This window comes from Blastococcus atacamensis (genome assembly GCF_002938425.1).
GTDB lineage: Bacteria > Actinomycetota > Actinomycetes > Mycobacteriales > Geodermatophilaceae > Blastococcus > Blastococcus atacamensis.
Map to the genome: position 1 here is coordinate 1 of NZ_POQU01000062.1, position 22261 is coordinate 22261.

The 22261-nt window shown below is 74.3% G+C and carries 23 protein-coding genes; 12 read left to right on the forward strand and 11 right to left on the reverse strand.

Translation table 11 applies throughout. The annotated features are described in order from the left end of the window. Positions 1 to 99: 99 nt before the first annotated feature. A complete protein-coding gene (locus tag C5508_RS14030) occupies positions 100 to 588 on the reverse strand; it encodes a PH domain-containing protein (RefSeq protein ID WP_232797134.1) in 489 nt (162 codons plus the stop codon). Positions 589 to 640: 52 nt separating this feature from the next. Here C5508_RS14030 and C5508_RS14035 point away from each other — a divergent pair, with 52 nt between their 5' ends. From C5508_RS14035 to C5508_RS14045, 3 genes are all read left to right on the forward strand, one after another. Beyond that, positions 641 to 1696 carry an MBL fold metallo-hydrolase gene (locus C5508_RS14035; RefSeq protein WP_104525569.1) on the forward strand — a complete coding sequence of 352 codons (1056 nt, stop codon included), beginning with the start codon at positions 641 to 643 and terminating at the stop codon, positions 1694 to 1696. Further along, positions 1675 to 2238, forward strand: coding sequence for a uridine kinase family protein (locus C5508_RS14040; protein ID WP_104525570.1), 564 nt, complete (start codon positions 1675 to 1677; stop codon positions 2236 to 2238). The genes C5508_RS14035 and C5508_RS14040 overlap by 22 nt, the downstream gene beginning before the upstream one ends. A 94-nt stretch (positions 2239 to 2332) precedes the next feature. After that, positions 2333 to 3454, forward strand: a complete 1122-nt coding sequence (locus C5508_RS14045) for a uroporphyrinogen-III synthase (RefSeq protein WP_232797135.1) — start codon at positions 2333 to 2335, stop codon at positions 3452 to 3454. Between the two features lie 66 nt (positions 3455 to 3520). On the opposite strand, the gene C5508_RS14050 is transcribed toward C5508_RS14045, so the two are convergent. Continuing rightward, on the reverse strand, positions 3521 to 4912 hold the full coding sequence (locus C5508_RS14050; protein WP_104525588.1) for a nitrate/nitrite transporter: 1392 nt from the start codon (positions 4910 to 4912) through the stop codon (positions 3521 to 3523). A 147-nt stretch (positions 4913 to 5059) separates the two neighbouring features. Between C5508_RS14050 and C5508_RS14055 the strand changes: the two genes are divergently transcribed. Further along, positions 5060 to 5875, forward strand: coding sequence for a hypothetical protein (locus tag C5508_RS14055; protein ID WP_104525589.1), 816 nt, complete (start codon positions 5060 to 5062; stop codon positions 5873 to 5875). On the opposite strand, the gene C5508_RS14060 is transcribed toward C5508_RS14055, so the two are convergent. Further along, entirely contained in the window at positions 5872 to 6495 is a 624-nt protein-coding gene (locus C5508_RS14060) for a class I SAM-dependent methyltransferase (protein WP_104525572.1), read from the reverse strand. The two genes, C5508_RS14055 and C5508_RS14060, sit on opposite strands and share 4 nt — an antisense overlap. Next, positions 6492 to 7451, reverse strand: coding sequence for an NAD(P)/FAD-dependent oxidoreductase (locus tag C5508_RS14065; protein WP_104525573.1), 960 nt, complete (start codon positions 7449 to 7451; stop codon positions 6492 to 6494). Before C5508_RS14065 ends, C5508_RS14060 begins: the two co-directional genes overlap by 4 nt. Positions 7452 to 7517: 66 nt before the next feature. Here C5508_RS14065 and C5508_RS14070 point away from each other — a divergent pair, with 66 nt between their 5' ends. Together C5508_RS14070 and C5508_RS14075 are read left to right on the forward strand one after the other, a co-directional pair. Continuing rightward, complete coding sequence (locus C5508_RS14070) at positions 7518 to 8105, forward strand: helix-turn-helix domain-containing protein (RefSeq protein ID WP_104525574.1); 588 nt, start codon at positions 7518 to 7520, stop codon at positions 8103 to 8105. A 10-nt stretch (positions 8106 to 8115) separates the two neighbouring features. Further along, positions 8116 to 8742, forward strand: coding sequence for a LysE family translocator (locus tag C5508_RS14075; RefSeq protein ID WP_104525575.1), 627 nt, complete (start codon positions 8116 to 8118; stop codon positions 8740 to 8742). Here the strand turns inward: C5508_RS14075 and C5508_RS14080 are convergent. Genes C5508_RS14080 through C5508_RS14090 form a run of 3 tightly spaced genes read right to left on the reverse strand, consistent with a single transcriptional unit; the run spans position 8739 to position 14208 of the window. Further along, positions 8739 to 9065, reverse strand: a complete 327-nt coding sequence (locus C5508_RS14080; protein ID WP_104525576.1) for a Rieske (2Fe-2S) protein — start codon at positions 9063 to 9065, stop codon at positions 8739 to 8741. The genes C5508_RS14075 and C5508_RS14080 overlap by 4 nt on opposite strands. Next, the gene (gene nirB, locus C5508_RS14085) at positions 9062 to 11602 is read right to left on the reverse strand and encodes a nitrite reductase large subunit NirB (RefSeq protein ID WP_104525577.1); all 2541 of its coding nucleotides are present in this window, start codon (positions 11600 to 11602) and stop codon (positions 9062 to 9064) included. The genes C5508_RS14080 and nirB overlap by 4 nt, the downstream gene beginning before the upstream one ends. Further along, positions 11602 to 14208 carry a molybdopterin oxidoreductase family protein gene (locus C5508_RS14090; protein WP_232797136.1) on the reverse strand — a complete coding sequence of 869 codons (2607 nt, stop codon included), beginning with the start codon at positions 14206 to 14208 and terminating at the stop codon, positions 11602 to 11604. Before C5508_RS14090 ends, nirB begins: the two co-directional genes overlap by 1 nt. 144 nt (positions 14209 to 14352) lie before the next feature. Here C5508_RS14090 and C5508_RS14095 point away from each other — a divergent pair, with 144 nt between their 5' ends. The 6 genes from C5508_RS14095 to C5508_RS14120 all read left to right on the forward strand — a co-directional run bounded on the left by C5508_RS14095 (position 14353) and on the right by C5508_RS14120 (position 19174). Continuing rightward, a complete protein-coding gene (locus tag C5508_RS14095) occupies positions 14353 to 15147 on the forward strand; it encodes a TetR/AcrR family transcriptional regulator C-terminal domain-containing protein (protein ID WP_232797137.1) in 795 nt (264 codons plus the stop codon). Positions 15148 to 15266: 119 nt separating this feature from the next. Continuing rightward, the gene (locus C5508_RS14100; RefSeq protein WP_104525579.1) at positions 15267 to 16082 is read left to right on the forward strand and encodes a DUF2382 domain-containing protein; all 816 of its coding nucleotides are present in this window, start codon (positions 15267 to 15269) and stop codon (positions 16080 to 16082) included. Positions 16083 to 16213: 131 nt separating this feature from the next. After that, positions 16214 to 16837 carry a M48 family metalloprotease gene (locus C5508_RS14105; protein WP_104525580.1) on the forward strand — a complete coding sequence of 208 codons (624 nt, stop codon included), beginning with the start codon at positions 16214 to 16216 and terminating at the stop codon, positions 16835 to 16837. A 79-nt stretch (positions 16838 to 16916) separates the two neighbouring features. After that, positions 16917 to 17576 (forward strand): GNAT family N-acetyltransferase, encoded by a 660-nt coding sequence (locus C5508_RS14110; protein WP_104525581.1) that lies wholly within the window; start codon positions 16917 to 16919, stop codon positions 17574 to 17576. Positions 17577 to 17597: 21 nt separating this feature from the next. After that, positions 17598 to 18497: an alpha/beta hydrolase fold domain-containing protein gene (locus C5508_RS14115; RefSeq protein ID WP_104525582.1), complete on the forward strand. Its 900-nt coding sequence runs from the start codon at positions 17598 to 17600 to the stop codon at positions 18495 to 18497. A gap of 44 nt (positions 18498 to 18541) precedes the next feature. After that, complete coding sequence (locus tag C5508_RS14120; RefSeq protein ID WP_104525583.1) at positions 18542 to 19174, forward strand: class I SAM-dependent DNA methyltransferase; 633 nt, start codon at positions 18542 to 18544, stop codon at positions 19172 to 19174. Between the two features lies 1 nt (position 19175). Here C5508_RS14120 and arfB read toward each other — a convergent pair whose 3' ends face one another. From arfB to C5508_RS14140, 4 genes are all read right to left on the reverse strand, one after another. Further along, positions 19176 to 19616: an alternative ribosome rescue aminoacyl-tRNA hydrolase ArfB gene (arfB, locus tag C5508_RS14125; protein ID WP_198598086.1), complete on the reverse strand. Its 441-nt coding sequence runs from the start codon at positions 19614 to 19616 to the stop codon at positions 19176 to 19178. A 98-nt stretch (positions 19617 to 19714) separates the two neighbouring features. Then, the gene (locus C5508_RS14130) at positions 19715 to 20716 is read right to left on the reverse strand and encodes a phosphotransferase (RefSeq protein ID WP_104525585.1); all 1002 of its coding nucleotides are present in this window, start codon (positions 20714 to 20716) and stop codon (positions 19715 to 19717) included. Between the two features lie 36 nt (positions 20717 to 20752). Further along, positions 20753 to 21256: a membrane protein insertion efficiency factor YidD gene (yidD, locus tag C5508_RS20730; RefSeq protein WP_232797138.1), complete on the reverse strand. Its 504-nt coding sequence runs from the start codon at positions 21254 to 21256 to the stop codon at positions 20753 to 20755. A 128-nt stretch (positions 21257 to 21384) separates the two neighbouring features. Further along, on the reverse strand, positions 21385 to 22176 hold the full coding sequence (locus tag C5508_RS14140; RefSeq protein WP_104525586.1) for a glucose 1-dehydrogenase: 792 nt from the start codon (positions 22174 to 22176) through the stop codon (positions 21385 to 21387). Between the last annotated feature and the right edge of the window lie 85 nt (positions 22177 to 22261).

The window sequence follows — 22261 nt, forward strand, 5'->3', positions numbered from 1 at the left end:
CCGCCCCCCGCATTCCCCCCAGGTGACGGACTGGAACGGCCGCCCCCTTCAGGGTCCCGGCCTGAGCGTGCGAAGGCCGGGGGGAAGGGGGTATTTCCTTCAGTCGTCGTAGAGCAGCGGCGGGCGCACCGGGTCGTTCGCGCGGGCCGCGGCGTGCAGGTCGCGCAGCCCTTCGACTCCCCGCACCGCGTACTCGCCGTCGAAGGACTGCAGCGCCAGCAGGGAGACCTCGTCCCCGTTCTCCAGGAGCAGCGACCCCCAGTACGACGTCCGGTCGAAGCGCACCGCCCGCACCGCCGTCCACGGCAGCACGTGGTGGACGACGACGTTGCGGATCCGCACCCCGGTGGCGTCGCCGTCGACGCGGGACCGGCCGAGGAACAGCACGCCCGCCGCCAGCACGACGCCGAGACCGGCGATGGCGACCTGGTCGACGACGCCGTAGTCGACCACGGTGTTCGTCGTCGACGGCAGCGAGAGGGCGACCAGGGCCATCACCACGACGACGACCGCGGCCAGGACGGCGAGCGCCAGCCGCAGGCGGCGCGGCACGATCGACACCGGGGCGGAGGGCTGAGGACCGGACACGCGACCATTCTCCCAGCCGGGCGCCCGGAGCGGACTGGCAGAGTGCCGGGACGTGGAGATCACCGGCACCCTGCAGCACGAGGCGTGGGAGTCCCGCAGCCTGCCCCCGGTCGAGCAGCTGCGGCCCGACCTGTGGTCGATCCCGGTGCCGATCCCGCACAACCCGCTCCGCTACGTCAGCACCTACGCGTTCGCGCTGGACGGCGGCGGCCTCGGCCTCATCGACACCGGCTGGGAGAGCGACGAGGGCTGGCGGGCGCTGACCGAGGGGCTTGCGTCGATCGGTGGTGGCATCGAGGACCTCCGCGGCGTCCTGGTCACCCACCTGCACTTCGACCACCTCGGCCTGGCGGCCCGCGTCCGCGAGGCCAGCGGCGCGTGGATCGCGATGCACCCGGCCGACGTCGACGCCGTCCGCCGGCTGACCACCACCGAGACGCAGGCCGCCGTCGACGGCGAGGTCGCGTTCCTCGTCGGTCTCGGCGCCCCGCGCGAGGAGGCGCTCAGCGACGTCGGGGGCGCGGAGAACCTGGCCGGCTTCCGCCGCATGGCCGTCGCCGACCGCTTGCTCGAGGACGGCGACCGGGCGGACTTCCCCGGCTGGGACCTGCGCGCCCTGCACACCCCCGGGCACACCCCCGGTCACCTGTGCTTCAGCGAGGAGCGCACCGGGTTGTTCTTCGCCGGGGACCACGTGCTGCCCAAGATCAGCCCGAACATCTCCACCAGCCCGGGGTCCGGGGCCGAGGGGGACCCGCTGGGCGACTTCCTGACCTCGCTGCAGGCGGTGCGCGACCTGGACCCCACCGAGGTGCTGCCCGCCCACGAGTGGCGTTTCCGCGGGCTGGCCGACCGCGTGGACTCGCTGACCGGCCACCACGAGCGCCGGCTCGCCGAACTGCTGGACGCGATCCGGGGGCATCCGCACGCGACGCCCTGGGACCTGGCCTCGCACCTCACCTGGTCGCGGCCCTGGGAGCAGTACGCGCGCCGCATGCGGATCTTCGCCGTGACCGAGACCGACGCCCACGTGCGGGTCCTGGCCCGGCGCGGCCTGGTCGTGAGCAGCGGCGGCCCGGTGCCGACGTGGACCGCGGCGGTCCGCTGAGCGCGGCCGACCTCGCCCGGCGGGTGCGCGCCGCTCCCCCACGGCTGGGCGGGACGCGCCTGGTCTGCGTCGACGGACCGGCCGGCTCGGGGAAGACGACGCTCGCCGGCCGCCTCGCCGCGGCTCTCCGGGCGGACACCGTCGTCCTCCACATGGACGACCTGTACGCCGGCTGGACGCTCACCGGCGCGGTCGCACGGCTCTCCGCGGGCGTGCTGCGGCCACTGGCCGACGGCCGCGCCGGGGCCTACCACCGCTACGACTGGACCGCGGGGCACTTCTCCCCCGAGCCGACGCCGGTGCCCGTTCCCGGCGTGCTCGTCGTCGAGGGGTGCGGCAGCGCCTCTCGGCCGGTGGACCCGTGGTCGAGCCTGCGCATCTGGGTCGAGGCCGATCCCGCCGTACGGCTGGCCCGCGGCCTGGCGCGGGACGGCGACCACCTGGTGACGGAGTGGCACCGGTGGCAGCGCACGGAGGCGGCGCACTTCGCGGCCGACCGCACCTGCGCCCGGGCCGACGCCGTTGTGGACGGCGGGGCGTGACTCCGCTCACCCGGGCGCGTCCGGACGGGGCTCCGACATCTCCCGTTAACCCCGGTCGCCCACCATGGAGGGCAACCGCTCGCGAGGGGGACACGTGACCGACACCGTCCGGGAACAGCCGGCCGAGGTGCTGCCGCTGGCCGGGTACACCGTGGCCGTCACCGCGGCCCGCCGCGCCGAGGAGCTGGGCGCGCTGCTGGACCGCCGCGGAGCGCGGGTGGTCCACGCCCCGGCCATCCGGATCGTCCCGCTGTCGGACGACACCGAGCTCGTCGCCGCAACGCGCCGGGTCCTCGAGGCGCCGGTCGACCTGGTGGTCGCGACGACCGGGGTCGGGTTCCGCGGATGGCTGGAGGCCTGCGAGGCCTGGGACCTCCCACTCGTGCAGCACCTCTCGGGCGCCCGGGTGCTCGCCCGCGGCCCCAAGGCGCGCGGGGCCATCCGCGGCGGTGGGCTGGTCGACGCGTGGTCCCCGGAGTCGGAGTCCTCGGCGGAGGTCCTCGCCCACCTGCTGTCCGGCGCCGAGGGCCCCCTGGCCGGACGGCGGATCGCGGTCCAGCTGCACGGCGACCCGCTGCCCGAGCTGGTGTCGGGGCTGCGGGAGGCCGGCGCCGACGTGCTGACCGTGCCGGTCTACCGCTGGGTCCTTCCCGAGGACGTCGGCCCCGTGCGCCGGCTGGTCGCCTCCGTGGTGGCGGGCGGGCTGGACGCCGTCACCTTCACCAGCGCTCCCGCCGCGGCCAGCCTGCTGCAGGTGGCCGAGGAGCTCGGGCACCGTGACGCCCTGGTGGCCGCGCTGCGGGAGCGGGTGCTGGTCGTCGCCGTCGGGCCGGTCACCGCCGGCCCCCTGGACGCCGCCGGCATCCCGTCGGCCCAGCCGGAGCGATCGCGGCTCGGCGCGCTGGCGCGCGAGGTGGTCGCGCGGCTCCCCGAGCGCGACCCGGTGCTCGCGGTCGGGCCGCACACCCTCCAGGTGCGGGGACACGCGGCCGTCGTCGACGACCGGCTGGTGGAGCTGCCTCCCGGCTCGCTGGCCGTGCTGCGCGAGCTGGCCCGCAGGCCAGGGCACGTCGTCGGCCGTCCCGACCTGGTCGCCGCCCTGCCCGGCGGCGGTGACGGGCACGCGGTGGAGATGGCCGTGACGCGGCTCCGCGCCGCGCTCGGGGTGCCGCTGGTGGAGACCGTGGTGAAGCGGGGCTACCGCCTCAAGGTCTGAGCGACATCTGCACACTCGCCCCCATCAGCGCCGCGACGGGGCGAGTGGGCAGATCTCGCCCCGGGGTCAGACGCGGCCCAGCGGCCGGCCGGGGCGCAGGTAGACGATCCAGGTGACGGCCACGCACACGACGTAGAAGGCGATGAACGCCAGGTAGGCGGAGTCGCCGGTGCCGGTGGTCATGAACGACTGCCGGAACGCCAGGTTGACCAGCACTCCCCCGAAGGCGCCGACCGCGCCGGCGATGCCGATGAGCGCCCCCGACATCCGCAACGCGCGACGGTCCGCGGCCTCCGCGCCCCCGCCCTCGGCCACCGCCTGCAGCGCCTGCGAGCGGAAGATCGCCGGAATCATCTTGTAGGTCGAGCCGTTCCCGAGGCCGCTGAGGACGAACAGCGTCACGAAGCCGACGACGAACAGCGGCAGCGACTCCAGCCGGCTCGCCGTCCACACCACCAGCGCACCGAGCGCCATCGCGACGAACGTCCAGCAGGTGATGAGCGCGCCCCCGAAGCGGTCGGCCAGCGATCCACCGAACGGACGGATGAGCGACCCCAGCAGCGGGCCGAGCCAGGTGAGCGAGGCGGCGGCCAGTGGCGTCGCGAAGGAGTCGGTGAACTGGTTCTGCAGCACCTGGCCGAACGCGAACCCGAAGCCGATGAACGAACCGAACGTGCCGATGTAGAGGAAGGCCATGATCCAGGTGTGGCGCTCACGGGCGGCCTCGCGCATCGCCTGCGGCTGGTTGCGCGCCATGGTGAGGTTGTCCATGAGCAGGACCGCGCCGACGGCGGCGACGACGATCAGCGGGACGTAGACCCACAGGACGATCCGGGGGTGCTCCGCGCCGGCGGTGGCCAGCACCAGCAGCCCGACGAGCTGGATGACCGGCACCCCGACGTTGCCCCCGCCGGCGTTCAGGCCCAGCGCCCAGCCCTTGAGCCGGTCGGGGTAGAAGGCGTTGATGTTGGCCATGGAGCTGGCGAAGTTGCCGCCGCCGACGCCGGCGAGGCAGGCGACGAACAGCAGGGTGCCGTAGTCGACGCCGGGCTCCAGGACGATCGCCGTCGCGACGGTGGGCACGAGCAGCAGCGCGGCGCTGACGATGGTCCAGTTCCGGCCGCCGAAGCGGGCGACGGCGAAGGTGTAGGGCAGCCGCACGAAGGCGCCCAGCGCGGTCGGCAGCGCGGTGAGCAGGAACTTGCCGGCAGGGTCGATGCCGAACACCGGCTCCGGCAGGAAGAGCACGAGCACCGACCACAGGCTCCAGATCGAGAAGCCCACGTGCTCGGAGAAGACCGAGAAGAACAGGTTCCGCCGGGCGACGGTCTTCCCGGTGCTCTCCCAGAACTGCGGGTCCTCAGGCCGCCAGTCGTCGATCCACCGCCCCCTCCGTTCCGGCGGTGCCGGCGCGACGGGAGCTGAGCTGGCGGACGGCGGGCGGGTGGGTGCGGCCATGGCGACGACGGTGACGGCCGACCGTTTCCCCGGCGTCGCCGCGCGGATGAACCCGTGTTCCGTTTCGCTCACCGACCGTGCCCCGCTGTGGTGAGGCCGCCGGTCACCGGCGTGCACCGTCCCACCTCCACCGGCGAAGATCGCGGGGTGAGTGCCGCCGAGGAGCCCGTCGAGCCGTCCGCCGTCCCGCCGTCGGCCGGCGGCCGCGCGCTCATCGAGGCCGGTTCCCCGGTGGCGGGCTCGATGAGCTCCGCCGCGGCTGCCGTCGTCTTCGAGCCGGCGACGGCGCGGGTAAAGGTGAACGACCGCTTCGCCGCGGTGCTGAGCACGGTCGCCGGCGACCTCGCCGAGTCGACCGGCCGGGAGCGCGTCCGCGCCGGAGCGGCGCTCGCCTTCGCCGTCGAGTACGCAGTGACCGTGCACCGCAACGGCCGGTCGATGCGCACCGACCGGTTCTTCCTCCCCCGTTCCGGCGGCCGGCCGGTCGCCGAGGAGCTCGCCGAGGCCGTGGTGTCCACCGCCCGCCGGTCGACCGACGAGCGGCGGGTCCGGCACCTGGGCTACCTGCTGGCCGAGGTGGCCGTGTCGGCCGACATCGACGCCGAGCTGGCCGGCCGGGCGCTGCTGCTGGCCGAGGAGCTCACCTGGCGGCAGCTGGCCCTCCTGGCCGCGGTCGGCCGACGCGACCGGGTCCCGCTGCCCATGACGCCGCTGGAGGACGAGCCGCGCGGCTGGACCGCCTGGGGTGCCCGCGAGGACGTGGCGGACCTGCAGCGCGCCGGTCTGCTCGACCCACCGCCGGCCCAGCCGCGCCCGGGTGGGGCCGCCCTCCCCCGGCTGCGTCCGGCCGATCTGCGGCTGACCCGCCGCGGCGTGCTCGTGCACCGGCTGCTGGTGCTCGAGGTGCTGCGCGACGAGGCGATCGCCGCCGCCCTGGCCGACCTGGGCCTGCCCCGCTCCTAGCTCCGCCGGCGCGCGACCAGCACGGTGTCCGGCACCGGATTGCCCGTCCGCTCCGCGGCTGCCGGATCCCGCTCCCGGGTCTCGGTGACGACGTCCCACTCCCCTGCTGCGAGCTGAGCGGCCACGTCCTCGGCCGTGTAGAGCGCCCCGGGATCGTGGGCGTGGTGCTGCCCGTGGCCCCACTGGTCCCCCATGAGGTGGCCGACCACCAGCAGGGTGCCCCCGGGTGCGACGGCGGCCGCGAGGCGGCGGAACACGGCGTCCCGGTCGGTCCAGCTCGCGTGCAGGTAGTGCGCGGTCACCAGGTCGAAAGCCCCGACCGCCGGCGACCAGGCGTCCAGGTCGGCGTGCACCCACTCGATCCGGTCGGCCAACCCACGGGCCCGGGACGCCACCGAGGCCCGCTCGAGGGCGATGGGCGAGAAGTCGACCGCGGTCACCCGCCAGTTCCGCTCGGCCAGCCACAGCGCGTCGCCGCCCTCTCCGCACCCGGCGTCCAGGGCGGTGCCCGGGGGCAGGCGGGAGGCCTCGACGACCAGCTGCCGGTTGGGCCGGCCGCTCCACACCGCCGGGTTGGCGCGGTACAGCTCGTCGTAGGACTCGCGGTCCGTAGCGCTCATGCCGCCACCTCCCGCCGCTGCGCCACCGCACGCCGGGCGTCCTCGGTGACCAGGTCGGCATTGATCATCGCGCCGGCCCGCAGGCCCGCCGCCGCGGCGGTCACCACCTGCGCGCCCAGATCCGCGATGTTGCCCGCGATCCACACGCCGGGCACCTCGGTGGCACCGGTGGGATCGGCCGGCACGACGCTGCCGACGACGACGCCGCCCATCTCCTGCTCCACCGCGTGCAGGCCCAGCGACTCCAGCACGCCGGCCCGCGCGGTGAACCGGGGCGCGACGACGACCGCGGCGCGCGGCACGACCTCTCCCGAGGCCAGGCGAACGCCGGTCAGCCGGTCGTCGGTGACCTCGATCGCGGCCACCTCGCCCTCCACCACCGGGATGCCCAGGGCGGCCAGTTGCTCGCCCTGCTCGGCGGACGGCTCGGGGGCGGTGTGCCGGAAGAAGACGACGTCCTCGCTCAGCTGCCGGAACAGCAGTGCCTGGTGCATGGCGTTCGGCCCGGTCGCGAGGATGCCGACGGCCTGGTCGCGCACCTCCCAGCCGTGGCAGTACGGGCAGTGCAGGACGTCGCGCCCCCAGCGCTCGGCCACGCCGGGCAGGTCGGGCAGCTCGTCCACCAGCCCGGTGGTGACCAGTAGCCGCCTGGCCGAGACCTCCCGTCCGTCCTCCAGCGCCACCCGGAAGCCCGCGGCCTCCCGCCGGGCGGAGCGCACCGTCCCGTCGGCCACCCGGCCGCCGTAGCCGGCCAGCTCGGCGCGGCCGTCGGCGAGCAGGTCGGCCGGTCGCGCGTCCTCCCGCCCCAGGTAGTTGTGCACCCCGGAAGCCGGTGCGTTGCGCGGCTCGCCGGCGTCGACTACCAGAACCGTGCGCCGCGACCGCGCCACGGCGACGGCTCCACTGAGGCCGGCGGCGCCGCCGCCGACCACCACCACGTCGTAGTCCTCGTCCATGCCGCCACTGTTCCCCGGACGAGCCGGTCTGGCAATCATCCTTGCCGGAATGGCAAACTGGGCGACATGACCGACGACGACGTCCTGCAGAACGTGGGACCGCGCCTTCGCGCCCTGCGCCAGGAGAACGGCGCGACTCTGACCGACCTCTCGGAGACGACGGGCATCTCGGTGAGCACGTTGTCGCGGCTGGAGTCGGGGCAGCGCCGACCCACCCTGGAACTGCTGCTCCCCCTGGCCCGCGCCCACGGCGTGGCCCTCGACGACCTGGTGGACGCACCCGGCCCGGCCGATCCACGGGTGACCGCGCGCCCGGTGCAGCGCGACGGCATGACCCTGGTGCCGCTGACCCGGCAGGCCGGCGGCCTGCAGGCCTACAAGATGGCGCTCCCACCCCGCTGGCGGGTGGAGGGCACCGAGCAGAAGGCGCACGACGGCTACGAGTGGCTCTACGTGCTCTCCGGGCGCATCCGGCTGCTCCTGGGGCAGCGCGACTTCGTGCTCGGCACCGGCGAGGTGGTGGAGTTCGACACCCGGGTGCCGCACGCCTTCTCCAACCCGTTCCCGGAGCCCGCCGAGGGGCTGGCGCTGTTCGGCCCGCAGGGCGAGCGCATGCACGTCCGCGCCCGACCGGCGGACCGGGCGCAGCCCTAGCCTGACCGGCGTGGACTGGTCGGCGTACGCATCGTTCCTCGCCCTCGCGGTGCTGCTCGCCCTGGTCCCTGGGGCGGACTTCACCGTGGTCGTCCGCAACGCGCTCGTCGGCGGCCGCGGCCGGGGCTGGTGGTGCGCCCTCGGCGTCACGACCTCCAACGTCGTGCAGGGGGCGGCCGCGGCGACCGGTCTGGCAGCGGTGGTGGTGCGCGTCGAGCCGCTGTTCCAGGCCGTCCGCTGGGCCGGCATCGCCTACCTCGCCTGGCTGGCCGTCTCCGCGCTGGTCTCGGCGGCGCGGGGCTCCTACCCGGCACAGGCGGACGGCGCCCCCGTGCCCGGAGCGGCGCGGGCCGGCTGGCGCCAGGGATTCCTGTCCAACATCACCAACCCGAAGGTGCTGGTCTTCTACCTCGCCGTCCTGCCGCAGTTCCTGGGGCCCGGCACTCCGATCGGCGTGCTGCTCCTCTACTCGCTCACCCACGCCGTCGTCGGGCTGGTCTGGCTCGTGCTGCTGGTGGCCGGCGTGGCCCGGGCGCGTCGCTGGCTGTCGCGCCGCCCGGTCCGGCGGGCGCTGGACGGCCTCACCGGGGTCGCCCTCCTCGGCTTCTCCGTGCGCCTGGTCACCGAGCGCGGCTAGACCTCCACCACCAGGTTCCCGTCCACCTCGCGCACCGGGTGCACACGGATGGGCGTCGCGCCGCTGGTCGAGGAACCGTCGGCCCAGCGGTAGGCGTACTGGTGCAGCGGGCAGAGCAGCACGTCGACGTCGGTCTGCCCGTCGGCCAGCGGACCGCCGGCGTGCGGGCAGGCGGCCTGGGTGGCGTGCAGCGAGCCGTTCCGGAGCCGGAAGACCGCGATCTGCACCCCGGCGGCGACGAACGTCCGCCCCTCCCCCGGCGGCACGTCCTCGACCCGGCCCACCACGACGCCGGTCGTCGTCGTCATCTCGGTGACGCTCATCGGACCGGCACCTTCGGCAGCGCGATCAGCGGCAGCGCCGGCCGGAACTGGCCAGGGGTGGCCGGTTCCCTCGCGTCCTGCCCCCAGGGATCGGTGTAGGCGTCGATCGACCGCTGCATCCCGGCGTCGAGGTCGGCGCAGATGCCCTCGCTGTCCTCCAGGAGCACCGCCTTGATCTTCTCCAGCCCGACGCGGGGCACGAAGTCGTAGGTCCGCTCGAGCCAGTTCGCGTTCTCCCGGTAGTACTGCATGAACCGGCCGGCCAGGGTCATCACCGCGTCCCGACCCTCGACGGTCGCCAGCAGGTCGCCCTTGCGGATCGTAGCCCCGGCGGCGCCGCCGACGTAGACCTCCCACCGGCCGTTGCCGATCGCCACGACCCCGACGTCCTTCACGTACGCCTCGGCGCAGTTGCGCGGGCACCCGACCACGGCGAGCTTCATCTTCGCCGGGCTCTCGATGCCCTGGAACCGGGTCTCCAGGTCGATGCCCAGCTGCGTGGAGTCACCCAGGCCGAACCTGCAGAAGTCCGATCCGACGCAGGTCTTCACGGTGCGGAAGCTCTTGCCGTAGGCGTACCCCGACGGCATGCCCAGGTCGCTCCACATCGCCGGCAGGTCCTCCTTGCGGACGCCGAGCAGGTCGATCCGCTGGCCACCGGTCACCTTGACCATGGGCACCTCGTACTTCTCGGCCACCTCGGCGATCCGGCGCAGCTGCGCCGGGGTGGTCACGCCGCCCTTCATCTGCGGGACGACGGAGAACGTGCCGTCGCGCTGGATGTTGCCGTGGACGCGGTCGTTGATGAACTCGGCGTCCTTCTCCGGGATGTAGTCGGAGCCCCAGATCATCTTGAGCAGGGAGGTGAGCCCCATCTTCGACCTCGCGTCGTCCTTGCCGCCGGGCCCGAGCGTGGCGAAGACCGCCGACACGCTGCGCAGGTCGTGCTCGCGGATGGCGCGCATCAGCTCCGGCTTCGGCATGGGGATGCCTGGCACGTAGTAGGAGGCGGCCGGGTCCTCGGCGAGGTCGCCGTCGGCGGCCCACTCCACGATCTGCTTGACCAATGACTTGCACGAGCCGCAGCCCTTGCCCGCACGGGTCCGGTCCATGACCTCGCCGACGCTTCCGCACCCGGCGGACACCGCCCCGCAGATGTCGCCCTTCGAGACGCCGTTGCAGTTGCACACCTGCGAGTCGGCGGGCATCTCCGCGACCGACAACATCCCCGAGGCCGACCCATCCCCGCCGGAGAGGTCGACCAGCAGCCGGATCCGCTCCTCGGGCAGCGGGGCGCCGCGGTCGAAGGCCTGGGTCAGGAAGGCGACCTTGCGGGTGTCGCCGAGCAGCGTCGCGCCGATCAGCCTGTCGTCGCGGATCACCACCGACAGGTGCACGCCCCGCTTGGGCTCGGAGATGACCAGGAACTCGTCGTCGTCCCGCTCCGGGGTGCTCACCCCCATGACGGCGACGTCGACGCCGGCGACCTTGAGCTTCGTCGCCGTGCGGCTGCCGGAGTACTCGGCCTCCGGATCGGTGCCGGTGAGGACGTCGGCCAGCACCCGGGCGTGCTCCCAGGCGGGGGCGACCAGGCCGTAGACCGATCCGCGGTGCTGGGCGCACTCGCCGATCGCGTAGACGTCGGGGTCGTCGGTGCGCAGCTGGTCGTCGACGACGATCGCCCGCTCGACCTCCAGGCCCGAGCGGACCGCGACGTCGGTGTGCGGGCGGACGCCGGCGGCCACCACGAGCAGGTCGCAGTCCAGCCGTCGGCCGTCCTTGAGCACCACGCCCTGGACGCGGTCGGTGCCCAGCACCTCGCTGGCCAGGACGTCGAGGTGCACGGTGATCCCCAGGGACTCGACGCTCTTCTTGAGGATCGCGCCCGCCTCCGCGTCGAGCTGGGCGTTCATCAGCCACGGCATGGCGTGCACCAGGTCGACCTGCAGCCCGTGGCCCTGCAGCGCCCGGGCCGCCTCGAGCCCGAGCAGCCCACCGCCCATGACCACGGCCCGCGTGCAGGTGCCGACGGCGGCGAGCATCGCGCGCGTCTCGTCGATGGTGCGGAAGCCGTGGACGCCGGGCAGCAGCTCGCCGTCGTCCGTGCGGATGCCGGTCATCGGCGGGATGAACGAGTAGCTGCCGGTGGCCAGCACCAGGTGGTCGTAGGGCGTGACGCTCCCGTCGGCGGCGTGCACCTGCTTGGCGGCGGCATCGATCCGCTCCACCCGGACCCCGGCCCGCAGGTCGATGCCGTTGTCGCAGTACCAGTCGTGGGAGTTGAGCACGATGTCGTCCTCGTGCGACTCCCCGGCCAGAACCGGGCTGAGCATGATCCGGTTGTAGTTGCCGTGCGGCTCGTCGCCGAAGACGGTGATGCGGAACTGCTCGCCACCACCGCGCTCGAGGACCTCCTCCACGAAGCGCGCGCCGGCCATGCCGTTGCCCACCACGACCAGCCGGCCGCGGGAGTCCAGCTCCTCGTCCAGGTGCAGTGCCGTGGCGCCGGCCGGCCGGGCCCCGAGGATCGCGGTCATCAGACCTCCACCAGACCCAGGTCGACCACGATCTCGCCGACGACGCCCTCGGGTGCCGCGGCGTGCAGCTCCACCACCGAGCCGCCGGGCAGGTCCTCGACCACCCGCAACGGCACGTGGGTGTCCGCCTTCGCCCCGATGGGGAACCAGCGCATCGGCTCCCCGTCGCGCACCAGCAGCACGTAGACCAGCTCGCCGGTGGCGTTGCCGCCGCGGAAGTACAGGGCCTGGGCGCTGCAGCCGGCCGGGACCGTGTAACGCAGAGCCGGGTCGACGGGGCCGGGCTTGGCCAGGCCCTCGCCGGTGATAGGGAAGACGCCTTGCAGGAAGCGGGGTGTGCTCTTCACGGGAGTTCTCCTGGTTCCGGGACGGGCGGACGTCGAGCGGGCGGGCGGGTGCGGCACGGACGGGATCGGGGTCCGGTGGGCCCGCGGCTCGGGCTGCGTGGCCGCGGGCGGGGGCGGAACGCGTTCCGCCGGACCGCCGACCCGGGAGACGGCGACCGCGCACACCTTGAAGGCCGGCATTTTCGACGTCGGGTCGAGCGCACCGGCGTCGGTGAGCGCGTTGGCGCTGGCCCCGCCACCCCAGTGGAAGGGCACGAAGACCACGTCGGGCCGGATGGTGTCGGTGACCGAGGCGTGGAAGCGGGCCCGCCCGCGGCGGGTGCGGAGCTCGACGGCGTCGTCCTGCTCGATGCCGAGGCGTCGGGCGAGGTCGGGGTGCAGCTCGGCTCGGGGCGTCGGCGCGACCATCTGCAGGCTCCGCGACCGGCGGGTCTGGGTGCCCGACTGGTACTGCGCCAGCACCCGGCCGGTGGTGAGGACCAGCGGGTACTCGGCGTCGGGCCGCTCGTGCGGGTCGACGTGCTCGACCCGCAGGAACCGGGCACGGCCGTCGGGCGTGGCGAAGCGCTCGCTGAACAGCCGCGGCGAGCCGGGGTGGGTCTCGTCGGGGCAGGGCCAGAACACACCCTGCTCCTCGTCGATGCGCCGGTAGCTGATGCCGGAGTAGTCGGCCGTTCCCCCGGCGCTGGCCCGCCGCAGCTCCTCGAACACGGTCTCGGGATCGCCGCTGAAGCCGTCCACCCCGAGCCGGTCCGCGAGCGTCGCCAGCAGCTGGAGGTCGTCGGGGACCCCGGACGGCGGATCCAGAGCCCGGCGGCGGCGGAGGACCCGGCCCTCGACGTTGGTCATCGTCCCGGCCTCCTCGGCCCACATGGCGCTGGGCAGCACGACGTCGGCGAGCTCGGCGGTCTCGGAGAGGAAGAAGTCGCTCACGACGAGGAAGTCCAGGTCGCGCAGCCGGCTGACCACCCGGCGGGCGTCCGGCGCGGAGACCGCGACGTTGGAGGCCAGCACCAGCAGGGTGCGCACCCCGCCGTCGGTACCGAGGGCGTCGAGCAGTTCGAAGGCGCTCCTCCCCGGCAGCGGGAGGTCGTCGGGGTCGACGCCCCAGACGGCGGCGACGTGCGCGCGGGCCGCGGGGTCGGACAGGGACCGGTAGCCGGGCAGCTGGTCGGCCTTCTGCCCGTGCTCCCGGCCGCCCTGCCCGTTGCCCTGCCCGGTGACGGTGCCCCAGCCGCTGCCCCGCCGTCCGGGCAGGCCGAGGGCGAGGGCGAGGTTGATCCACGCCTGCGCGGTGTCGGTGCCGCTGCGGTGCTGCTCGGCACCACGGGCGGTGAGGACCATGGCCCGTCCTGCCCGGGCGAGGGCGAACGCCGTGCGCCGCTGGTCGGCGACCGGCACACCGGTGAGGCGCTCCACGCGGTCGGGCCAGTAGGCGGCGACGCCTGCCTTGACCGCCTCGAAACCGGTGGTGCGCGCCGCGATGTACTCGTCGTCGACCAGCCCTTCGGCGATGGCGATGTGCAGCAACCCGTTGGCCAGGGCGAGGTCGGTGCCGGGCAGCGGCTGCAGGTGGAGTGCGGCGTTCCGGGCGGTGGCGGTGCGCCGCGGGTCGACGACGATGTGCTGGGCGCCGCGCTCCCGACCGGCGTCGAACCACTGCATGGCCGGCGGCATGGTGTCGGCCGGGTTGCTGCCCACCAGCACCACGACGTCTGCCTCGGCGATGTCGGCGAGCGGGAACGGCAGCCCGCGGTCCAGGCCGAAGGCGCGGTTGGCCGCGCCCGCCGCCGAGGACATGCAGAACCGGCCGTTGTAGTCGATGGCGCTGGTGCGCAGCGCGACCCGGGCGAACTTCCCGAACTGGTAGGCCTGCTCGTTGGTCAGCGACCCGCCGCCGAAACAGCCGACGGCGTCCCGGCCGTGGGCGGCCTGGGTCCGCCGGACGGCGGCGACGACGGCATCCAGGGCCGCCTCCCAGGTGCCCTCCACCAGCGGGCTCGATCGGTCACCGGGGACGGCCCGCACGAGCGGGCGGGTGAGCCGCTCCGGGTGGTCGAGCAGCTCGACCGACGACCACCCCTTCGAGCAGAGGCCGCCGCGGTTGGTCGGGAAGTCCAGTGGCACGAGGGTCGCCGGGCGGTCCCCCGCGGTCACCGCCATGCCGCACTGCAGCGAGCAGTAGGGGCAGTGCGTGTTCGTCGTCCGCAGCGTGCGCACGCCGGAGCCGGTGGTGGGCGGCGAGGCGGGGGCGGACACGGGGACCAGCGTGGGTCGCGGGCGTTTCACGGCGTCGACCCCGAGGTCAACGCTGGGTTCCGTTCACCTCACAGGGGGGCACCGGTGACGGTGCGCCCCTGGACACGCAGGATGGGGGTCCCCGGAAGAGCGCAGGGAGGAACCGTGACCGAGCCCGACGAAGGCGCAGATCCCGACAGCCCCGAGGGGCGTGGCGGGGCCGCGAGCGTCATGCCGGCGGCGGCGCCGGGCTCGGGCCGCGCCGGGCTGGACCGCCGCCGGATCCTCGGCGCGGCCATCGAGTTCATCGATCGCGACGGGCTCAACGCGCTGACGATGCGCCGCCTGGGGGCGCACCTGGGCGTGGAGGCGATGGCCCTCTACCGCTATGTGCCGGGCCGCGAGCAGCTCCTCGACGGCGTGGTCGAGTCCGTGATCGACGAGCTCTACGGCGATCCCGACGTGCACCTGAGCGCCTCGCACGGCTGGCAGGACTACCTCCAGCGCCTCGCCCACGGGGTGCGGCGGATCGCGCTGGCCCACCCCGAGGTCTTCCCGCTCGTGGCCACCCGGCCGCCGGCCGCGCCCTGGGTGCGGCCGCCGCTGCGGAGCCTGCGCTGGGTGGAGTCCTTCCTCGACGCGCTCATCGACAGCGGCTTCTCCGAGGAGTCCGCGGTCGCCGCCTACCGGGCGTACTCCAGCTTCCTGCTCGGTCACCTGCTCCTGGAGGTGTCCCAGAAGGGCGTGAAGATCAGCCCGGACGACCAGCCCGAGGGCGTTCCTGCCGCGGCGGAGAGCACTGACCTCAGCGCCTACCCCACGGTCGTCCGCCTCGAGCCCCTGCTCTCCTTGGACGAGTCGGCGGCGGAGTTCGAGGAGGCCCTCGAGAACCTGCTCGGGCGGCTGGAGATCGTTCTCCGCGAGGGCCGGACCCCGCGGCGCGCGGATCCCCGCACCTAAACGCGAAGGCTGCCGTTTACACCGTAAATCGCCGGGCACGGCCAAGGACGGCGCGCGACCGGGAGGGACTTCCTCCGGCAACGCGAACGCCGTCCGACTCACCCCAGCGAGGAGCGCACGTGATCACCGAGCAGCAGATCAGCACCATCATCGGCAGCACCGCCGTCGGCCCCGACGGCAAGCTGGGCACCGTCGGCGAGGTCTACCTCGACGACGAGACCGGCCGCCCCGAGTGGGCCACGGTCCGCACCGGCCTGTTCGGCACCAAGGAGGCCTTCGTCCCCCTGGCGCAGGCAGACCTCTCCGGTTCCGAGATCCGGGTGCCCTACGACAAGAACACCGTGAAGAACGCGCCGCACATCGACTCCGAGGGCCACCTCTCCCCGACCGAGGAGACCGAGCTCTACCGCTACTACGGCCTCCAGGACGGCGCCGGCGCCGTGGACACGACCACCGTCGACACGACCGCCGTGGACACGACCGCCGTGGACACCGTGGCCGGCACCACCGGGAACGAGCACGGGACCGTCGGGCACGACACCTCCGGCCCGACCACCGACAGCGCCATGACCCGCTCGGAGGAGCAGCTCCGGGTGGGCACGCAGCGGGTGGAGACCGGCCGCGCGCGGCTGCGCAAGTACGTCGTCAGCGAGAACGTCACCGAGACCGTGCCGGTGTCCCGCGAGGAGATCCGCGTCGAGCGCGAGCCGATCACCGACGCCAACGTCGGCAACGCCCTCGACGGCCCGGCCATCTCCGAGGAGGAGCACGAGGTCGTCCTGCACGCCGAGCGCCCCGTCGTCGCCAAGGAGGCCGTGCCGGTCGAGCGCGTGCGCCTGGACACCGAGACCGTCGCCGAGACCGTCACGGTCGACGAGCAGGTCCGCAAGGAGCAGATCGAGCTCGACGCCGACGACACCACTCGCGGCGTCTGAGCCACCCCGCACTGCCCGCGGGAGCGTTCCGCCGCGGCGGCACGGACCAGGTCCGTCCCGTCGCGGCGGAGCGCCTCGCCCCCACGACCGGGGAACCCCACCGCGCCACCATCCCGAGGAGCACACCCGTCTTGTCCACTCCAGGCTCCGCATCCGGCGACTCCGCCGGCCTCCGCAGCGAGGGCGCGCACTCCACCAGGGGAGCCGCTCGCGACGCCGTCGACGCCCAGCGCTCCCGCTACGGCGGCATCAAGTGGGGGGCGGCCTTCTTCGGCTGGCTGTCCGCGAACGGCCTCGCCGTCCTGCTCGTCGCGCTGCTCAGCGCAGCCGGCGTCGCCATCGGCCTCACCCAGGGCGTCCCCTCCACCGACGAGGCCACCCAGGAGACCAGCACCATCGGGATCGTCGGCGGCATCGTGCTGCTGGTGATCCTGTTCCTCGCCTACCTCGCGGGTGGCTACGTCGCCGGCCGGATGTCCCGCTTCGACGGCGTGCGGCAGGGCATCGCCGTCTGGGTCATCGGCCTGCTCGTCGTGATCGCCCTCGCCGTCGCCGGCGTCGTGTTCGGCTCGCAGTACAACGTGCTGCAGCAGCTGAACCTGCCGCGCATCCCGATCGACGAGGGCACCGCGACCACCGGCGGCATCATCGCCCTGGTCGCCGTCCTGCTGGTCACGCTGCTGGGCGCGATCCTCGGCGGCAAGCTCGGCGAGCGCTTCCACCGCAAGGTCGACCGCGCCGGCTTCGACGCCTGACCCACGCCGCACCCCCGACGGGGGCCGTCCCTCCCGGGGCGGCCCCCGTCCGCGTTCGGGCACGTGGTCTGATCCAGGAGTGACACAGGGACCGGTCGTCCGCCGCGTCGACGACCCCGACGAACCCGGCCCCGACGTCCGGGTGGCCGAACAGCGCGACGTCCCGGCGATCGCCGCGACGCTGACGGTCGCGCTGGCCGACTCGCGCTGGACCCGGTGGGCCCTGCCCGACGACGGCCGGATGCAGCGGCTCACCCGGCTGAACGAGCTGGACGCCGCCCACCGCGGGGTCGCGACCGGCACCGCATGGGTGACCGAGGACCTCGACGCCGTCGCCGTCTGGGAGCCACCGGCCGGGGCTTCCGGCACGCGCCCACTGCCCGAGGACGTGCGGAGCGCCCTGGCCCGGGAACTTCCCTACCTCGGCTCCGGTCGCGCCCGCGTGGTCGCCGAGACCGAGGCGCTGGTGACCGCGGCGCTCCCGGACGAGCCGCACTGGCGGCTGCGGCACCTCGGCGTGCGGCCGTCCTCGCGGCGCCGGGGGCTCGCCGCCGCCGTGCTGGCTCCGGTGCTGGTGCGCTGCGACGCCGAGAAGACCCCGGCCGCGGTGGCGGTGTTCAGCTTCGCCAACGTGCGCTTCCTGCGCGGCTTCGGTTTCCAGCCGACCGGGACGACGCGGACCACCGACGACGAGCTGCCCCTGTGGGTGCTGGTCCGCGAACCGCTGTCCCTGCGCTGATCCGCCCACCGAGAGGACCCCGTGCCGAGCCCCGTCAGCCGACTGCTGCCCCCGCTGTTCCGCCTGCTCGGCTTCCGCCGGGAGTTCGACGACCCCGAGGCTCTGCTGCGGGGGGTCCGTGAGCGACTGGTGCGGCCGGTGCCGTACGGACCTCCGCGTCGACTGCGCGGCGTCGACATCGAGCGCGACGTCGACCACGAGAGCGGCTGGCCGGTCTACCGGGTCCTCCCCCGATCGCAGCCGGCGACCCGGGCCGCGGTCTACCTGCACGGCGGCGCCTGGGTGAACCAGATCCATCCGCTGCACTGGCGGCTGGTCGCCGGGCTGGCCGCCCGCAGCCGCACCGCGATCACGGTCCCGATCTATCCACTGGCGCCGCTGGGCACCGCCGCGACGGTGGTCCCCGCCGCCGCCGACCTGATCGCCGGGCTGATGGGCCGGTACGGCGCCGACCAGGTCACCGTCCTGGGCGACTCGGCCGGAGGTCAGATCGCCCTGTCCGCCGCGCTGCTGCTGCGCGACCGTGGTGTGCCCCCGCTGCGCCGGACGGTGCTCATCTCGCCGGCGCTCGACCTCACCCTCGACAACCCCGAGATCGACCTCGTCGAGCCGACCGATCCCTGGCTGGCGCGCCCTGGGACCCGAGCGGCGATCGAGCTGTGGCGGGGCGACCTGCCGCTCACCGATCCCGTGGTCAGCCCGCTGTTCGGCGACCTGGCGGGGCTCGGCCCGCTGACCGTCTTCAGCGGCACCCGCGACATCACCAGCCCGGACACCCGGCTGCTGGTCACCCGCGCGCGGGCCGCCGGGGTGCCGGTCGACCACCACGAGGAGGCCGGACTCGTCCACGTGCACCCCCTCCTGCCGGTCCCGGAGGGCCGACGGGCACGAGCACTGCTCGCCGACGTGCTCGCCGGTTGACGCTCGCGAGTGGGCGGTCGGACACCCCGGACCGCCTGCCTCCTGTGCAGACCGGACACGACGCGGTCCGCGCCGCCTACGACGCGGTCGCCGAGGACTACGCCGTCCTGCTGCGCGGGGAGCTCGCCGGGAAGCCCCTGGACCGGGCACTGCTCGCGACGTTCGCCGAACTGGTCGAGGACGGCCCGGTGCTGGACGCGGGTAGCGGACCGGGACGGATCGCCGGGCACCTGGCCTCGCTGGGGGTGGACGTCAGCGGCATCGACCTCTCCCCCGGCATGGTCGCCGTCGCCCGTCGTGACCATCCGATGCTCCGCTTCGACGTCGGCTCGCTGACGGCACTCGAACTGCCCGACGCCTCGTTCGCGGGGGTCGTGGCCTGGTACTCGCTCATCCACCTGCCGCCGGAGCAGTTGCCTCTCGCGGCCGCGGAGCTGGCGCGGGTGCCCCGGCCCGGCGGCGCGCTGCTGACGGCCTTCCAGGTCGGGGACGAGTGCGTGCGCCTGGACCGGCCCTACGGCCACGACGTCGAGCTGCACGCCTATCGCCTCCACCCCGGCCGGGTCGCTGACGTCCTCGGTGCGGCCGGCCTGCCGGTCATGGCCCGGACCGTCCGCGAACCGGGACCGCAGGAACGCACGCGCCAGGCTTATCTGCTCGCCCGGCGGGCCGGCTGAGTCATTCCCAGGAACCGCGCTGCTTCTTCAGCTGTCCGCGCTGCTTCTTGGCCGAGATGCGCCGCTCCTGGGAGCCCTTGGTCGGCTTGGTCCGCCGCCGCGCCGCAGGCGGGGGTGCCAGCGCGGCGCGGAGCACCGCGGCCAGCCGCTCCCGCGCGGCCTGACGGTTGCGCAGCTGCTGGCGGTGCTCGCTGGCCGCGATGGTCAGGACGCCGTCGACCAGGCGGGAGCCGAGCCGGGACGCCAGCCGGGCGCGCTGCGGATCGGTCAGGCCGGGGATGTCCAGCGGTTGGACCGACAGCTCGACCCGGGAGTCGGCGGTGTTGACGCCCTGCCCGCCCGGACCCGACGACCGGGAGAACCGCCAGGAGAGGAGGCCCGCCGGCACGACCAGCGACCCGGTGACGGGCAGGTCACCGGAGGCGTCGTCGAGGGCGGGCACCCGACCAGTCTGGCCGACGACGGGTCGGCGCTCGCAAGAGCGGGGTTTCCGGGGTCCTGCGGCACCACGGAACCCCGCCGACCCGCTCTCGCCGGCAGTCAGCCGTCCGCGCCCGGCGTGCCCGGCGCCAGGTGCTCGGCGGTCCATCTCGGCACCTGCTCCGCCCACTCCGCGCGCTCCTCGAGGAGGAGCCGGCGCCAGGTGAGCGCACGCTGCAGCGGCGCGACTCGCAGCGCCAGGTCGCACTGCTCGCGCAGCTCGCCGGCGTTCTCCAAGTCCAGCCACTGGTCGAGATAGGCGTCCCGCAGCCGCACCAGCGCGGGGTCGCCGGCGGGCAGCTCCAGCACCCGGGCCGCGAAGCGCAGCGCTACCAGCAGGACCAGGAACGGGTGCGCCACCGAGGCATCGCCCCAGTCGAAGAACCGGTGCCGACCGTCCCCGACGAACACGTTGGCGTCGTGCAGGTCGTCGTGCTGCACCGACGCCGGCACGCCTCCGTCGGCGAGCTCCCGGCAGGCCTGCGCGTAGGACGCCAGGTCGGAGACCACCCGGGCCCGCACGTCCGGCTCGATGCCGTCGGGGCGGCCGACCCCGAGCGCGACGTCGTCGACCAGCAGGTCGGCCACCAGCGCGGGCAGCCGCTCGGGCCGGTGGTCGGGCACCCCGAGGCGCACCAGCGCCTCGGCGTGCGGCGCGATCGCCACCCGCATCCGCGCGTGGTCGACGAGCATCGTCTCCCAGGCGGCGGCGTCGTCCGAGCCGGCCTCCCGCAGCGTCCGGCCGCCGTCGGGCAGGAGCAGGAGCCGGCGCCTCGGCTCGACCGCCAACGGCACGAGGACGTGGTCGGGCACCCAGCGGCCGAGCGCCTCCGCGAGCAGCGGTTCCTGCGCCGAACCGGGCCCGACGCTCTTCAGCCACACCGCACTCCCGCCCTGGAGCGGCAACCGAAAGGCGGTCGACCACGACCGCACGTGCGGCTGCTCCGGCCCCCCGGCGAGCGCCCGGCCCGCGCGGCCCAGCTCCTCGACCGCCCACGCCAGGGCACCGGACCGCCAGTTCGGATCGCGCCAGGTGCGCATGCCCGTGGTGGAGGTGATCACCGGCCGACCCTGGGAAACGACGTCGTCCCCTCGCCGTCAGGCGGGGACGGGATCGGCTCCACCCGCGGCGCCGGGGCGGCAGCGGACGAGGCGACGCACGGTGAGCCAGGAGCCGCGCAGGGCGCCGTGGGTCTCCAGCGCCTCGATCGCGTACGCGGAACAGGTGGGCGTGTACCGGCAGCACGGGCGCCGCTTCGGGCTGATCTCGCGCTGGTAGTACCGGACCGCGGCCACCAGCCGGGCGGCGGCACCGGCCCCCTCCTGCCCGGCGCGGATGGCCGGCAGCGACCGCGGAGCCACCAGCATCAGGTCCATGCCGCACCCCACGGCGTTGGCCAGGCAGCAGCCGGTGTTGAGGAAGAGCAGGTCCCGCAGGCAGGAGTCGTCGCGTCTGCCGTAGCCCCGCGGCGGGCCGTAGCCCCGCCCGTACCCCGTGCCGTAGCCGCCGTACCCCCGACGGGGACGCCGGCGCCGCGGACCCCAGCCACTGCTCCAGATGAAGACCATGGCTGGCAGGTACCGCGCACGGTCGGCGGCCATGCGTGACCCGCCAGCCGCACTGGCCGCAGGACGACGATCAGCTGGGCTGATCGTGGAGGGTCCTGGCTCACGACCAGTGGTGAGCCAGGACCCCGAACGATCAGGTCACCTGATCATCAGCGCGCCCGTCAGAGGATCGGGGTGCCGCCGGTGACCGCCACCCGGGCGCCCGACACGTAGGACGCCTCGTCGCTGGCCAGCAGCACGTAGACCGGCGCCAGCTCGGCCGGCTGCCCCGCGCGGCCCAGCGGCGCCTGCTGCCCGAACTTCTCGACCTTCTCCTCGGGCATGGTGGCCGGGATGAGCGGCGTCCACACCGGCCCGGGGGCCACGCTGTTGGCCCGGATGCCCTTCTCCGCGTACATCTGCGCCAGCGACGCGGTGAAGTTGGCGATGCCGGCCTTGGTCATGGCGTAGGGCGCGAGGTCCGGGCTCGGGTTGTCGGAGTTGACCGACGAGGAGTTGATGATGGACGCGCCCGGCTGCATGTGCGGGATGGCGTCCTTGCAGAGGATGAACATCGCGGTCAGGTTCGTGGCGACGGTGTGGTCCCACTCGTCGTCGGAGACCTCGTCCAGGGTCGGGTGGCTCATCTGGAACGCGGCGTTGTTGACCAGGATGTCGACCTTGCCGAACTCCTCGACGGCCTTGGGGATGATCGTCTTGCAGTGCGCGCGGTCGGAGATGTCGCCGGGCACGAGCACGCACTTGCGGCCGGCCTGCTCGACGTACCTCGCGGTGTCCTGGGCGTCCTCGTGCTCGTCCAGGTACGAGATGAGGACGTCGGCACCCTCGCGGGCGAAGGCGATGGCGACCGCGCGGCCGATGCCGCTGTCGCCGCCGGTGATGACGGCGGCCTTGCCGGTCAGGCGGCCGGAGCCCTGGTAGCTCTCCTCGCCGTGGTCCGGCTTCGGGGTCATCTCCCCGAGCGTGCCGGGGACGCTCGGGGAGATGACCCCGAAGCCGGACCACGGCGAGGATGTCGCTTATACACATCTACGAACC